The 14,293-nt window shown below is 69.8% G+C and carries 12 protein-coding genes; 5 read left to right on the forward strand and 7 right to left on the reverse strand.

Annotated elements, in window-relative coordinates; genetic code table 11:
* The first annotated feature begins 59 nt into the window (after positions 1–59).
* Positions 60–926, forward strand: a complete 867-nt coding sequence (locus tag ACZ432_RS01225) for a universal stress protein (protein ID WP_426963344.1) — start codon at positions 60–62, stop codon at positions 924–926.
* Between the two features lie 51 nt (positions 927–977).
* Here ACZ432_RS01225 and ACZ432_RS01230 read toward each other — a convergent pair whose 3' ends face one another.
* Positions 978–1,934, reverse strand: coding sequence for a type IV pilin domain-containing protein (locus tag ACZ432_RS01230; protein WP_426963343.1), 957 nt, complete (start codon positions 1,932–1,934; stop codon positions 978–980).
* A gap of 161 nt (positions 1,935–2,095) precedes the next feature.
* On the opposite strand from ACZ432_RS01230, the gene ACZ432_RS01235 reads away from it, so the two are divergent.
* Positions 2,096–3,823 carry a thiamine pyrophosphate-binding protein gene (locus ACZ432_RS01235; protein ID WP_426963342.1) on the forward strand — a complete coding sequence of 576 codons (1,728 nt, stop codon included), beginning with the start codon at positions 2,096–2,098 and terminating at the stop codon, positions 3,821–3,823.
* Positions 3,824–3,856: 33 nt separating this feature from the next.
* Here ACZ432_RS01235 and ACZ432_RS01240 read toward each other — a convergent pair whose 3' ends face one another.
* The 3 genes from ACZ432_RS01240 to ACZ432_RS01250 form a co-directional block, all read right to left on the reverse strand.
* Complete coding sequence (locus tag ACZ432_RS01240; protein ID WP_426963341.1) at positions 3,857–4,603, reverse strand: IclR family transcriptional regulator; 747 nt, start codon at positions 4,601–4,603, stop codon at positions 3,857–3,859.
* 779 nt (positions 4,604–5,382) lie between these two features.
* Positions 5,383–6,192, reverse strand: coding sequence for an enoyl-CoA hydratase/isomerase family protein (locus ACZ432_RS01245; RefSeq protein WP_426963340.1), 810 nt, complete (start codon positions 6,190–6,192; stop codon positions 5,383–5,385).
* Positions 6,189–7,076, reverse strand: coding sequence for a 3-hydroxyacyl-CoA dehydrogenase family protein (locus ACZ432_RS01250; protein WP_426963339.1), 888 nt, complete (start codon positions 7,074–7,076; stop codon positions 6,189–6,191). Before ACZ432_RS01250 ends, ACZ432_RS01245 begins: the two co-directional genes overlap by 4 nt.
* A 97-nt stretch (positions 7,077–7,173) precedes the next feature.
* On the opposite strand from ACZ432_RS01250, the gene ACZ432_RS01255 reads away from it, so the two are divergent.
* Positions 7,174–8,316 (forward strand): thiolase family protein, encoded by a 1,143-nt coding sequence (locus ACZ432_RS01255; RefSeq protein WP_426963338.1) that lies wholly within the window; start codon positions 7,174–7,176, stop codon positions 8,314–8,316.
* 80 nt (positions 8,317–8,396) lie between these two features.
* Here ACZ432_RS01255 and ACZ432_RS01260 read toward each other — a convergent pair whose 3' ends face one another.
* Both ACZ432_RS01260 and ACZ432_RS01265 read right to left on the reverse strand, forming a co-directional pair.
* On the reverse strand, positions 8,397–9,833 hold the full coding sequence (locus ACZ432_RS01260) for a zinc ribbon domain-containing protein (protein WP_426963337.1): 1,437 nt from the start codon (positions 9,831–9,833) through the stop codon (positions 8,397–8,399).
* Positions 9,830–11,005 (reverse strand): thiolase domain-containing protein, encoded by a 1,176-nt coding sequence (locus tag ACZ432_RS01265; RefSeq protein WP_426963336.1) that lies wholly within the window; start codon positions 11,003–11,005, stop codon positions 9,830–9,832. Before ACZ432_RS01265 ends, ACZ432_RS01260 begins: the two co-directional genes overlap by 4 nt.
* 183 nt (positions 11,006–11,188) lie before the next feature.
* On the opposite strand from ACZ432_RS01265, the gene paaK reads away from it, so the two are divergent.
* Positions 11,189–12,475 (forward strand): phenylacetate--CoA ligase PaaK, encoded by a 1,287-nt coding sequence (paaK, locus tag ACZ432_RS01270; protein ID WP_426963335.1) that lies wholly within the window; start codon positions 11,189–11,191, stop codon positions 12,473–12,475.
* A gap of 805 nt (positions 12,476–13,280) precedes the next feature.
* On the opposite strand, the gene ACZ432_RS01275 is transcribed toward paaK, so the two are convergent.
* Positions 13,281–13,676, reverse strand: coding sequence for a PaaI family thioesterase (locus tag ACZ432_RS01275; protein ID WP_426963333.1), 396 nt, complete (start codon positions 13,674–13,676; stop codon positions 13,281–13,283).
* A gap of 122 nt (positions 13,677–13,798) precedes the next feature.
* Between ACZ432_RS01275 and ACZ432_RS01280 the strand changes: the two genes are divergently transcribed.
* Positions 13,799–14,266 carry a MaoC family dehydratase gene (locus ACZ432_RS01280; RefSeq protein ID WP_058366515.1) on the forward strand — a complete coding sequence of 156 codons (468 nt, stop codon included), beginning with the start codon at positions 13,799–13,801 and terminating at the stop codon, positions 14,264–14,266.
* Positions 14,267–14,293: the final 27 nt, after the last annotated feature.

A 14,293-nucleotide genomic window follows, 5' to 3' on the forward strand; every position in this document is an offset into this window, starting at 1 on the left:
CGACGGGCGGGCGATCGCCGACCCGAACGACTTTGGCGGGGGTGGGCGTACCCGATCCCATGTACGACCGGATCCTGGTTCCCGTCGACGGCAGCGAGGGGGCGGCCGCGGTGCTCGAGCACGTCGGCGAACTCGCCCGGCGCGTCGACGCGGACGTGGAGCTGCTGTTCGTCGCGGACACCGCGCGCGACAGCGTCACGCTCGTGGAGGGCGACGTGGTCGACGCGCTCGTCAGCGAGGGGGAGGACGTGCTCGCGGACGCCGCGGAGACGTTGGCAGAGGTGGGGATCGACGCGGAGACGGAGACGGTACAGGGGAATCCCGCGCCGAGCATCGCCGAGTACGCGGACCGGTACGACCACGACCTGATCGCGATGGCGACGCACGGCAATTCTGGAGCGAGAGGGCTGCTCGGTAGCGTCACCGAGAAGGTCGTCCGGCTCGCCGAGACCCCGGTGCTGGTCGCGCGGCTCCGCGACGACGAGCGCCTGACGGCGCCCTACGAGCGCGTCCTGCTGCCGACCGACGGGAGTCCGCGTGCGGAGGCGGCCGCGGCCCACGGGCTCGACCTGGCGGCCGCGCTCGGTGCGTCCGTCGACGCGCTCTCCGTCGTCGAGGAGGGCGGCGTCGGCGCGACCCTCCGCTCCCTGCTGTCGGACGAGGAGCGCGACCGCTCGGCCAGCGAGGCAGTCGACCGCGTCGCCGAGGCGGGCGACGACCGCGGTCTGTCCGCGGTCCGCTCGCACGTCGAGCGTGGCGACCCCGCCGAGGCCATCGTCGACGCGGTGGACGAGTACGACGTCGACGCCGTCGTCATGGGAACCACCGGCGAGCACGGCGCCGAGAAAATCCTGCTCGGCGGCGTCGCGGAGCGCACGCTCAGGAACGCCCCCGTGCCGGTGATCGTCGTTCCGTCCGAGGCCTGACGCCGGCGGTCGCGGGCCTCCGTCGCGCCGTCGGCGGCCGGAGAAACGGATTCAGGCCTCGTCGGGGTCGCGAGGCGTGTAGTCGTCGCAGTCCCGCCCGCCGATTGTCGAGTCGGTGCAGTCGAACGCCGCCTCCTCGACGTACACGTGCCCCTCGACGGTCGCGTTGTCGAGTTTGACCTGCTCGCCGTCGGCCGCGAGGACGGACCCCGAGACGGTCGAGTCGAACACCTTCACCGTGTTGTTCTCGCTCTCGACGTCGCCGCCGACCGCGCTCCCGGCGAGCACCTCGACGACCTTCCGTGCGGTCACCGAGCCGTCGACGGTCACGTTTTCGAGCTTCGCGTCCGCCGTCCGGGAGAGGACGCTCCCCCGGACGGTGCCCGTCTGGATGTTGACGACCTTCTCGACGTCCACGTCCCCGTAGACGGTCGCGTCGTCCCCGTCGAAGTCCTTCGCTCCGCTGGCCGACTCGCCGACGACCACGCCCCCGTCGCTCACGGTGATCCCCTCGTCGGTCTCCACGTCGCAGTCGACGACGAGCCCGTCGATCGTGATCGGGTCGGTCCCGCCGTCGGTCTCCGCGTCGACCCACTCGCAGGTCTCGTCCGGTTCGGGGAGCGTCCGCTCGACGGTCGCGGTCGTCAGGACGTACGTCGTGTCGTCCTCGCCGCGCCAGACGACCCTGATCTCCTCGTCGACGGGGTAGATCTCCACGGCGGTCCCGGCCGTCAGTCGCGTGCCCGCGGCCGCGTCCGGGTCGGCGGTCCCGCGTATCGCGAGCTCGCCACCGTCGATCGTGTCGCCGCCGCCGTGGACGAGCCTGTGGTGTAGACCGTCTCCGGCCGTCTCCACGTCCAGCGTCGCTCCGGGAGCGGGATCGGGGTCGTCCGCGAGACCGAGGAACAGCACGCCGCCCGTGCCCGCCAACAGCGCGACGATACCGACGAGTATCACCGCGCCGACGACCGGCGAGATCCCGCGGTCGACGCCGTCGGAGCACACCATGGGCGGCGTTGGATCGCCGACAAGAAAACTGTCCCGACCGCGCCTCGCGGGAGCGACCCGACGGCACGCCGCGGAGGCGACACCATCCGACCTGCGTATCGCGACATGCGATACACCGCCGGTGCGAAGGATTATTGTCGGGGTCCGGAGAAGGGGCACCAATGACCGGACGCACGAACCGAACGGCGGAGGGGGGAACCGGGAGGGTCGGAGACGGCGACGGAACGCCGACCGTCGGAGCGGCGGTCGTGGACTGCCTGCTGGACCACGGCGTCGACACCGTCTTCGGCATTCCGGGCAAGCAGACGCTCCCGCTCAACGAGGCGCTCGCGGACCGTGACGCCCGGTTCGTCGTCGCGCGCCACGAGACCGCCGTCACGCACGCCGCGTGGGGGTACGCGGAGACGCGCGACCCCGGCGAGATGGCCGCGACGGTCGTCGTCCCGGGACCGGGCGACATGAACGCGATGAACGGGCTGAAGAACGCGCTCAACGACTGCGTGCCGATGGTCCACGTCGCGGTGGAGACGGAACACGAGGTTCGCGGCGGCGACGGGATCCACGAGACGCCGCCGGACACCTACGACAACGTGGTCAAGGAGAACGTCCTCGTGGAGACCGCCGAGAGCGCCGTCGCGGAGCTGAACCGGGCGATCCGGATCGCCCGCGAACCGCCGATGGGGCCGGTCCGCGTCGGCATCCCGAAGGACTTCCTCGCGAGCGCGACGCCGCAGGCGAGCGTCGGCGAGGGGGCGTCCAGAACGCCACCGGAGCCTCCAGCGGCGGCCGTCGACGCGGCCGCGGACCTGCTCGCTGGAGCCGAGCAGCCGGTCGTCCTCGCCGGCGGCGGCGTCCGCCGGGCCGGGGCGAGCGAGCGGCTTCGCGCGTTCGCGGAAGCGCTCGACGCGCCGGTGGTGACGACCTACAAGGGAAAGGGAACGCTCCCGGAGGACCACGCACTCTCGGCGGGCGTGCTCTGTGGCGGGTCCTCGACGGAGCTTCGCGGACTGCTGGCCGAGTCGGACGCCGCCCTCGCGGTGGGGTCGGACCTCGACGCGGTCGCGACCGGCCGCTGGTCCGTCGAGCTCCCCGACGATCTGGTCCACGTCACGCTCGGCGCCGACGACCTCGGGACGGGCTACGAGCCGGCCGTGGGGATCGTCGCCGACGCCGACCGGACGCTGCGGGCACTGACGGACGGGATAGCCGAGCGCGGCGGCGACGCGGAACGGCCCGGCGACGAGCGCGCGGCCGCGGTCCGGACGGCGGACGCGGCGCGGTTCGACGCGGTCGCCGCGGCGCGGAACGCGGGAGACCCGCCGACCTCCGTCGAGGTAGTCCGAGCGGTCCGCGAGGCGCTCCCCCGCGACGCGATCGTCACCGCGGACGCCGGCGGGTCGCGCCAGTGGACGCTGCTCGCGTGCGAGGCCTACGGCCCGCAGTCGTACGTCAACCCCGGGTCGTGGGCGACGATGGGGACCGCGCTCCCCTCGGCGATGGGCGCGAAGCTGGCGAACCCGGACGCGGACGCGGTCGCGCTGGTGGGGGACGGCGGCCTACTGATGTGCATCCACGAGCTACACACGCTCGCGACGGAGGGGATCGACGTTACCGTCGTCGCGCTCAACAACGACGACTACGCCATCATCAGCGAGGAGGCCGACCGCTCCCACGGCCTCGGTCCGGGGGCGTACGGCTGGGCCGACGCCGGCCTCGACCTGGCCGCGGTCGCCGAGGGGATGGGCGTCGACGCGACGCGCGTCGCGGGCGTGTCCGGGATCGCGGAGGCGCTCGACGACGCGCGGGCCCGCGACGGGCCATCGCTGGTGGAGGTCGCGACGGATCCCGCGGAGCCGCAGGCCAGCGAGTGGATGACCCGGGAGCGCTGATCGGACGGCGGGGCCGACGCGGTCCCGTCGGCGTCACCGATAGGAGAAATTGACCTGCAGTTCGCCAGAGATACCCCGCAGGAGGTCCGTCAACTCCTGCTCGTTCCGGTCGTCCTCGAGGCGGTTGCTCGGCCCCGAGACGCTGATCGCGCCGTGGACGGTTCCGGCGTTGTCCAGGAGCGGGACGCCGATTCCGGTGACGCCTTCGAGGAAGCTGTCGGTGCCGTACGCGACCCCGGTCTCCCGGACGGTCTCGAGTTCCGACTCGAGGTCCGCGCGGGTCCGCCCGTCGGGGAGCGGATACTCGTAGCCGTCGAGGATGTCGACCCGGCGTTCGGCGGGGAGGTTCGCGAGGATCGCCATCCCCGCGGCGAGCCGGTACAGCTCGAGGTGGAGCCCGATCCGGGCGTTCGTCTGAATGGCTCGCTTGCCCGCCGACTTCGCCATGAACACCGCCTTCCCGTTCTCCTCGACGGTCCACCACGCCTTCTCGTTCGTCTCCTCGGAGATCTCGTCGAGTTTCGCCCGGATCTCGTCGTACAGCTCCCGCGTTTCGCGGACCTTGCTCCCGATGTCGACGAAGCGCAGGCTCAGCCGGTACGCCCGCGAGTCGGTCTGGACGACGTACCCGTGTTCCTTGAGCGTCGAGAGGTAGGCGTGGGCGGTGCTCTTCGGCATGTCCGCCCTGTCGGCGAGCTCGGTCACGCCCGAGGGCCCGTGCTCCTTGAGCGTCTCGACGAGCCGGAGCAGTTTGTCCCCGGCCTCTACGGTGTCGTCCATACGCGCCGTTGTTCACGATTCGCCATATGTCTGTTCATCCAGGCTGAACAAAGGCTGAGAGCGAATGGCAACCATAGAAGAAAGGTTGGATGTTCGGTCAGGTTATTAGAAATTATTTAGACTTAAGAGTATATTTTCTAGTGAAGTGTTTAGAATAAACTTGATTGAGCCAAAACATGGTTGTTTTTCCTGTTTAGATATCTATCATCATATAGAGATAGACGATAGCAACCGCTGGAGATGGGAGTTCTATCCCACGGCGATCTCGATAGCGACGAACGAGTCGGGATTTCCACCCTCCATTACAAACGTATTTTTGTAACATTGAGGGGTAGTTTCGTGACGACGGCGACCGCGACGAGCCGAGGGCAGCACCGTGAGAACATTCATCAGTGCCGAACGACCATGAGGGTAATATCGACGGGGACGCACCAGGATTCGGCGGAGAACGCCGGGAAGAACGGCGGCAGTCGGCTCTCCGAAACCAGCCAAGCCACGCCCGCGGCCGCGTTTGAGCGGTCCGGCTCCGGATACGGGCGGAAAGCGAGTGTGTGACGGGGATACCGGCGTCGTCTCGAACCGGGAGCCAAAATTCGGCACGGCCGAACGCGGCGAGCGTGCTGTCACGATGAACGGACGCCGGAAGACGGTATCGAGAACGTGTGGCAGTCCGTATCAACCCCGAGAGAAGCGGAAAGCGAGTCGCGAGCCGGCGAGACGGAAGGACCGGAATCGGCACCGGAGCGCGTTCGACTCACCCGAACGGTTCGGTGCGCGCGCTATCGGCCCGTCCACTCGGGCTCGCGGTCCTCGAAGAACGCGTCGATCCCCTCGTTTTTGTCTTCGGTCGCGAACAGCTGCGCGAACAGTTCGGCCTCGTACTCGATGCCGGACTCGAGGTCCATCCGCGAGGCGGCCTTGACCGATTTCTTCGCGAACCGCAGGGCGACCGGACTCTTCGCGGCGATGGCGCCCGCGAGCTCGTAGACGCGGTCGTCGAACGCGTCGTCGCCGTGGACCTCCTCGACCAGCCCGATGTCGGCCGCCTCCGTCGCGTCGACGAGTTCGCCGGAGAGGATCAGCTTCATCGCCTGGCCCTCGCCGACGAGCCGGGGGAGTCGCTGCGTTCCGCCGCCGCCGGGGATAAGGCCGAGGTTGATCTCCGGCTGGCCGATCTTCGCGTCCTCGTGGGCGATCCGGATGTCGCACGCCTGGATCAGCTCGCAGCCCCCGCCGAGGGCGTGGCCGTTGATGCGCGCGATCACCGGGACGGGGCAGTCCGCGACGCGCTCGTACACCCGCGGCCGTTCGCTCGCCTCGCGCTGCTCGAGCGAGTCCCGCTCGCGAAGCTCCGTGACGTCGGCCCCGGCGACGAAGGCGTTCGCGTCCGAGTCGCCCGTCAACACGACGGCTCGGACGTCGGTCTCCTCGACGGCGAGCATGGCGGTCTCGAGCTCCGCGCGGAGCTGTGCGTCGAGCGCGTTCCTGGCGTCCGGACGCGAGAGTTCGATCGTCGCGACGTGGTCGGCACGGTCCCCGACCGACGCCGACACGGTCTCGCAGTCGGCGACCGCCTCGGGGAGGCTCACTGCTCGTCACCTCCGGACCCGCTGACGCCAACCACCTCGCCGTCCTCCCAGACGTAGAACCCCTCGCCGGTCTTCTTGCCGAGCTTCCCGGCACGCACCTTCCGCTTCAGCACCTGCGGCGGTCGGAAGCGCTCGCCGAGCTCCTCGCGGAGGTACTCGAGGATGTCGAGTCGAACGTCGAGCCCGACGACGTCGCCGAGTTCGATCGGGCCCATCGGATGGTTGTACCCGAGTTCCATCGCGGTGTCGATGTCTCGGGGGTCCGCGACCCCCTCCTCGACCATGCGCATCGCCTCGACGCCGAGTGCGACGCCGAGCCGCGACGACGCGAACCCGGGCGAGTCGGTGACGGTGACGGGCGTCTTCCCGATCCCCTCGGCGAACTCCGTCGCGGCCGCGACCGTCTCGTCGCTCGTCTGCTCGGCGACGACGACCTCGACGAGGTTCATGATGTGGACCGGGTTGAAGAAGTGGAGGCCGACCGCGCGCTCCGGCCGGTCCAGCGCGTTCGCGATCTCGGTCAGCGACAGGGAGGAGGTGTTCGAGGCGATGAGGCAGTCCGGGTCGACGTGGCTCTCGACCTCGGTCATCGTGTCGTGTTTGATCGGCATTTCCTCCGGGACGGCCTCGACGACGAGGTCGGCCCCGGAGACCGCCTCGGGCAGGGAGGTCGTCCCGGTGATCCGGTCCCGGGCCGCCTCGGCCTCGGCCGGCGTCAGTTTCTCGCGCTCGACCCCGCCGTCCAGGTTCGACTCGATGGCGTCGAGCCCCGACTCGACGATCTCGGTCTCGAGGTCCCGCAGGCTGACCTCGTGACCGCCCATCGCCGACACCTGTGCAATACCGTGGCCCATGGTTCCCGCGCCGAGTACTGCGACCTTCATCACTAACGGCGACCACGCGCAGACTCAAAAGCGTTTGCAGCCATCGATGCACCGATCGGTGAATTAATCACCGAGAACTCGCGATCTGAACCTGTCAATGGGTACGTCTAGACAGCAGGCCGTCGTGGTCGACGCCGTCAGAACGCCGATGGCGAAGAAGGACGGCGCGCTCTCGGCGGTGTTCCCCGAGGACCTCGTGACGGCGGTGCTCGACGCGTTGATCGACCGGACCGGCGTCGATCCCGAGGAATGGGACGACTTCCGGCTCGGATGTGCGAACCAGGAAGCGGAACAGGGACGAAACCTCGCCAGGCAGGTGCTGCTCGCCGGCGGATACCCGGCGACCGTTCCGGGATCGACGACGACGCGGCTCTGCGGTTCGTCGCTGACGACGCTCAACGACGCCGCACGCGCGATCGAGGCCGGTGACGGCGAGGTCTATCCGGTCGCGGGCGTCGAGCAGATGAGTCGCGTCCCGTTCTCCGACTGGCTGCATCCGGCGATCGAGTCGCGGTACGACGCGGACCGCCTCCCGATGGGCCAGACCGCCGAGACGGTCGCCCGCGAACACGGCGTCTCGCGGGAGGCACAGGACGAGTTCGCGCTCCGGTCGCACGAGCGGGCCGTCGAGGCGGCCGAGGCGGGGCGGTTCGACCGGGAGATCGTCCCCGTGGAGACGCCCGACGGGGTCGTGTCGACCGACGAGACCCCCCGCCCCGGGACGACCGTCGAGCAGTTGGGCGACCTCCCGACCGTGTTTCGCGACGACGACGAGGCGACGGTGACGCCCGGGAACGCCTCGCCGCTCACCGACGGAGCGGCCGGGCTCCTCGTCACCAGCGCCGCGTACGCGGAGGAGCACGACCTCGAACCGATCGCGCGGGTCGCGACGCGGTCGGTCGTGGGCGTCGACCCCCGAGTGATGGGGCGCGGACCGGTCCCCGCGACGCGGGCGGCGCTCGACGACGCCGGACTCGGCGTGGACGACCTCGACCTGGTCGAACTCAACGAGGCCTTCGCCGCGCAGAGCGTCCACTGTGCCCACGAACTCGGAATTCCCGACGAGAAGCTGAACGTGAACGGCGGCGCGATCGCGCTGGGACACCCCCTCGGCTGCTCAGGCGCCCGGATCGCCACGACGCTCCTGCACGAGCTACGGCGGCGCGACGGCGACCGCGGGCTCGCGACGATGTGCGTCGGGTTCGGGCAGGGCGTGGCGACGGTCTTCGACCGAACATAACGTACGACTGCAGACGACGAACCGACGGAGCCGACCGATCGGAGCGTCGAGCAGGGCCGCCGCCGAGAGCCGACGGGGCGCTATCCGTCGGTTTCGACCGGCCGCATCTTGAACCCGTAGCGGATGACGCCCTCCTGTCGGTAGATCCGCCGGGTCACCGCCTCGGTTCTGTCCCCGATCTCCACCGCGGACTCCCCGGGCGCCAGCACCTGCGTCGGGACGCTCACCGTCTCGTCGCCCGCCGGGCCGTCCAAGGCGACGACGGCGCTCACGAACGGACCGCTCTTCGACTGCTGTTCGACGAACTCCGGAGGCGCGCCCCCCTGGGCGATGGTCGTGACTCCCTCCACCGTTCCGGTTCCGGGAAGTCGGACGGTCTTGTAGTCGTCGGGGCGGTCGTGGCACTCGCGACACGCCCCCTCGGGCGGGAAGTTGAGCGCGTCACACGAGGGGCAGCGCCCCGCGATCAGTCGGTGCCGCTGCGGGATCGTCCGCTTCCACGAGGGGACGCTCACGTACGCGCCCCCGCCGTCCGGCTCGTCGGCGGTGATCTCGCCGCGCCGGCGGAGGTACTCGGGGTAGCTGAGGTCGACGTCGCCGTCGAGTGCACACCTCGTCGGAACGTCGCCGTCGAGGACCATCGCGTTCGCGCCGGCGCCGCTGCCGTACGCGGCGAGGAGCACGCGGTCGGCGCCGTCGTCGAACGCCTTCGCCGCCCCGAGGAGCGCGCTCGCGGCGCCGGTGTCCCCGAGCGTACCGACCGTGTCGGCGGCCGCGACCCGCTCGGCGTCGACGCCGAGCGCGCCCGTCACCCGGTACGGGAGCTTGCCGTTCGGGGACTGGACGGCCGCCGCGTCGACGTCGCCGACCGGACCGAGGCCGTCGACTGCCCCGCGAATCGCCGTCTCGAACGACTTCCGGTCGTAGCTGGTCACGCCGAGTTCCGTCGTCTCGTCGGACCCGGCGCCCCGGAACCGCGTGCCGGGGAAGGGCTCGACGTGGGAGGCCCGGTCGCGGACGACGCCCGGCCCGTCACCGCCGACGACCGCGGCGACGCCGGCGGCGCCGGCCGCGTGCTCGACCGCGCTGTCCGGCGCGCCGGTCGGGCAGTCGGCCGCGACGACGAGGCCGACGCCGTCGCCCCACGGGCCAGCGTCGAGCGCGGCGTCGAGCGCCTGTGCCCCCGCGCGCGTGCTCCCGGTCATCGTCAGGGTCGTCGCGGTCGTCGGGACCCCGAGCAGGCTCGTCAGCCGGGCCGTCAGGTCCGACTCGGCCATCGGCGGGGTCGTGGTGGCGAACGAGAGGTACTCGACCTCGTCCGCATCGACGCCCGCGGCGTCGAGCGCTCGCCGCGCCGCCTCCACGCCCATGGTGAGCGCGTCCTCGTCCGCCTCCGGGACGGCCTTCGTCTCGACCCCGGCCGCCTCGAAGTGACCCCACGCCTCCCGGAAGGACTCCGCGTCGATCCGCAGGCGCGGGCTGTACGCACCGAACGCCCGAACGCGGACGTCGCTCATCGGCCCACCTCCCGTTCGAGGACGTGGACGACCGCCGCGCCGCCGCTCCCCCCGACGTTGTGCGTGACGCCGTACCTCGGGTCCGCGACCTGTCTGTCCCCGGCCTTCCCCCGAAGCTGTTTGAACGCCTCCGCGACCTGGCCCGCCCCGGTCGCGCCGATCGGGTGCCCCTTCGACTTGAGGCCGCCGGACGCGTTGACCGGGAGGTCGCCGTCGAGCTCCGTCGTGCCCTCCTCCAGAAGGCGGTACGCCTCGCCGGGGTCACAGAAGCCGAGGTCCTCGTACGCGAGCAGCTCGGCGATCGCGAAGCAGTCGTGGACCTCCGCGAAGTCGACGTCCGACGGGTCGATGCCGGCCCGGTCGTAGGCCTTCTCCCCGGCCCGGCGGGAGGAGGCGATCGTCGTGTACTCCTCGCGCTGGAAGAGCCCGACCCGCTCGCTGCTCGCGCCGACGCCCGCGACGCGGACGGGCTCGTCGGTGTACTCGTCGACGACGTCCTCGCTGGCGACGAGCACGGCCGCCGCGCCGTCGGAGGTCGGACAGCAGTGGTAGAGGTTCAGCGGATGCGCCACGTCGGGCGCGCCCATCGCGTCCTCGAGCGAGCATTCGAACCCGAGGTGTGCGTTGGGGTTCTTCGCGCCGTTGGCGTGGTTCTTGACTGCGACCATCGAGAGGTGCTCACGCGTCGCGTCGTCGTACCGGTCCAGGTAGGCGCTCGCCATCTGCGCGTACACGCCGGCGAACGTCGTGCCGGTGAGCCGCTCCCACTCCGTCTCGCCGGAGACGCCGAGCCAGTACTTGGTCACGTCCCCGCTCATGTCGGTCATCACCTCCACGCCGCCCGCGAGGGCGACGTCCGCCATCCCGCTTTTCACCGCCTGGACGGCCTGCCGGACCGAGTAGCCCGACGCGGCGCAGGCGTTCTCGATCCGCGAGCTCGGGATCCCGTGGAGGCCGAGGTGTTCCGTCGCGGCCGGTCCGGAGAGGCCGAGTTGGCGGCCGCCGACGCCGAGCGAGCCGACGACCGCCTCGTCGATGTCGGCCTCGTCGATCCCGTCGGGGACGCTCTCGACCGCGCGGTCGAACGCCTCGCCGAACAGCGACCGATAGCTCCTGTCTGGCATCGCGCCGAACGGCGTCTGCCCGGCGCCGATGATGTAAGCGTCTCGCATACGACGACACACATCGGAGGACGGAAAATAGCTTTCCGTTGCCGTTTCGGTCCGGACGCCGGAACGAACCCCGCGCGCCGGCCGCTCGTCGCCCCCACCGAAGCGCCGCGGTCCCGGAGGCAGCGCGGCGACCGGAAGTATCCCAACAATTATTAACCACACTAGCCCAATCAGTGCGTATCCATGGCATACCAGCCAGTAGAAACGGCGGACAGAGCGGAGATCCGCGAACTGCAGGACGAGCGGCTCCGCGAGACCGTCGAGAACGCCTACGAGAACGTTCCGTTCTATCGCGAGAAGTTCGACGAGTTGGGGATCACCCCGGACGACATCGACGGCGTGGCGGACATCGAGAAGCTCCCGATGACCACGAAGGAGGACTTCCGGGACGAGTACCCGGACGGCCTCTTCGCGGTCGACCGCGACGAGGTCACGCGGATCCACGCCTCCTCCGGGACGACGGGCAAGCCGAAGATCGTCGGGTACACCGACGACGACCTCGACGTGTGGAGCGACGTCGTCGCTCGGTCGCTGAAGGCCTCCGGAGTCGACGCGGGCGATACCGTCCAGAACGCCTACGGCTACGGGCTGTTCACCGGCGGCCTGGGACTGCACTACGGCGTCGAGGAGCTCGGCGCGACCGTCGTGCCGATCGGTAGCGGCGGCACGCAGCGGCAGGTCGAGCTGATGAACGACCTCGAGAGCGACGCGTTCTCGTGTACGCCGTCGTACGCGCTCTACCTCGCGGAGACGGCCGAGGAGATGGGGTACGACCCCAAGGATCTGCCGATCTCGACGATCATCTTCGGCGCGGAGCCGTGCACCGACCCGATGCGCGAGGAGATCGAGGAGCGACTCGACGTGAACGGCATCGACATCTACGGGCTGTCGGAGATCATCGGTCCCGGCGTCTCGAACGAGTGCCACGAGGCGCAGGACGGCCTCCACCTCTGGGAAGATCACTTCTACCCGGAGGTCATCGACCCCGAGACGGGCGAACACGTCGAGGAGGGCGAGGAGGGCGAACTCGTCCTGACGACGCTGAGCAAGGAGGCGCTGCCGGTGTTCCGGTACCGCACGGGCGACCTCACGAGCCTGAACTACGAGGAGTGCGAGTGCGGGCGCACGATGGTCCGGATGGACAACGTCACCGGGCGGACCGACAACCTCCTGATCGTCAGGGGGATCAACTTCTACCCCAGCGAGGTCGAGGACGTGGTGCTCGACGTCGATGGCGTCGCGCCGCACTACCGGATCGACCTCCGCGAGGAGAACAACCTCGACGTGATGGAGCTCACGATCGAGAAGAAGCCGGAGTTCGACGGAGACGAGTCGGAGCTGTACAGCACCGTCATGACCCGGCTGTCCAACGTCCTCTCGTTCACGCCGGACGAGTTGACCCTCGTCGATTCGGGCGGCATCGAGCGGACCGAGGTCGGCAAGGTGCAGCGCGTCTTCGACGACCGCTAACCACCGGCCCTCGGAACCGGGGCATCACGGCGGTCCACGAACAGGTTGAGAGACCGGTCCTGCGTCGACGGCCCTCCGTCGACCGCCTTCCGTCGACCGCCCTCCGTTCAGTGATCGCGGCGGTGCCGAGGCGGTCGGCGCGCGCGACTCCGACGCGCGCGAGGGAGGCGGAGGCGCGGCCGCCTGCTGTGCGGTGCTGTTCCGCGGCCGCGCCGCCGCCGAGGCTGGGGAGGTGCGAGGCTGCTGTGCGGTTGCGGTGCGGGGCGGAGCGGGGTGGGACTGAAAGGGGCAGCCGGCTCGATCCGGCCCCGGCACCGCAAGCACCGCAGCGAGATGTGTCTCCGGCGCGCTACTGCACGCCGGAGGGCAGCGGGACGCGGTTTGTCCCGCGCGGCGGGGAGCGAGGAGCGCAACGCGTGTCGCGGTCCCGCGAGGCACGAGCGGGAGCCCGTGAGTCGCAGCCCGGCAGCCCGCTACTGCAGGCAGCCCGGACCGTCTCACGACGGCCGGTCGAGCCGGCTGGGGCTTTCTAGACGATGCTGTCCAGACCAGCAGGATCGACGACAGACACAGAAAAAGCACCGTATAGAGAGCTGACTGGGGCTTTCTGAGTGTTGCTGCCGAGAGCAACAGGATCGACAACAGAACCACAAACAAAACCCCCGCACAGAGAGCCGTCCGCGACCTCGGTACTGGGGAGCACCCGCACGGGTGGACCGTCCTCGTGCTTTCCGGTCACAAGAATCCCGAGAACGGTCGTCGGCCACTATCTGCGACTCGCGAGCAGCGCCCCCGAACCGAGTTATCAGGGGCGGTACACGCGGCCGCGGAACGTCGCGACCCGGTCGCCGGCCGCGGTGGTCACCTCGACCTCGTACTCCCCGGTCCCGTCGGTGAGGTGGGTCTCCTCCGCCGTCGCGACGATGGTCTCGCCGACGTCGACCGCGTCGAGGTAGGAGATGTTCGACTCGAGGCCGACCGCCGCGTCGCCGTGGGAGTTCGACGCCGCGGCGAACACCGCGTCGGCCAGCGAGTAGATCGCGCCGCCGTGGAGCGTCCCGTGGAAGTTCAGTAGCTCTTCGGTGACCGTCAGTTCCGCCTCGGCCGCGCCGACGTCGACGTCAACGAACTCGATCTCGAGGAGCTCGCAGAACGGGTCCGACCGGATCCGCTCCCGAAGCTCCGTTGGAACGTCACTCATCCGGTCGGGACGTCGGCGACGCGGGATAAATACGTACCGCCGGCGGAAGGGCGTGCGACGCGAGCGGCGAGGGACGGCAGGCGAGCTAAACTTATTTAACCCGCCCGGATGAGTTCTAGGCGATGCCATACAGCTACGAGCCTCACTACTTCGAGGACTTCGAACCGGGGAAGGAGTTCGTGAGCGTCGGCCGAACCGTCACGGAGGCGGACTTCGTGGTGCACTCCGCGCTCAGCGGCGACTGGACGGAGCTCCACACGAACCGCGAGTACGCGTCGGAACAGGAGTTCGGCGAGCGGATCGCGCACGGCCCGATGACGTTCGTCCACGCGACCGGGTTCGTCTACCGGACCGGGATCCTCGAGCGGACGGCCATCGCGTTCCTCGGGATGAACTACATGGACCTCCCCAACCCGGTCCACATCGGCGACACGATCCAGCTCGAGATGACCGTCGACAGCCGGAAGGAGCTCAGCCGGGACGACGCCGGGCTCGTGGTCTTAGACACCCACATGGAGAACCAGGACGGAACCACGGTCTTCGAAGGGGACATGAAGTTCATGATCAAGCGGGCGGAGAGCAACGATTAAGGGACATCGCGAGGGACTTTTTGACAC

It is taken from the genome of Haloparvum alkalitolerans, assembly GCF_055381565.1.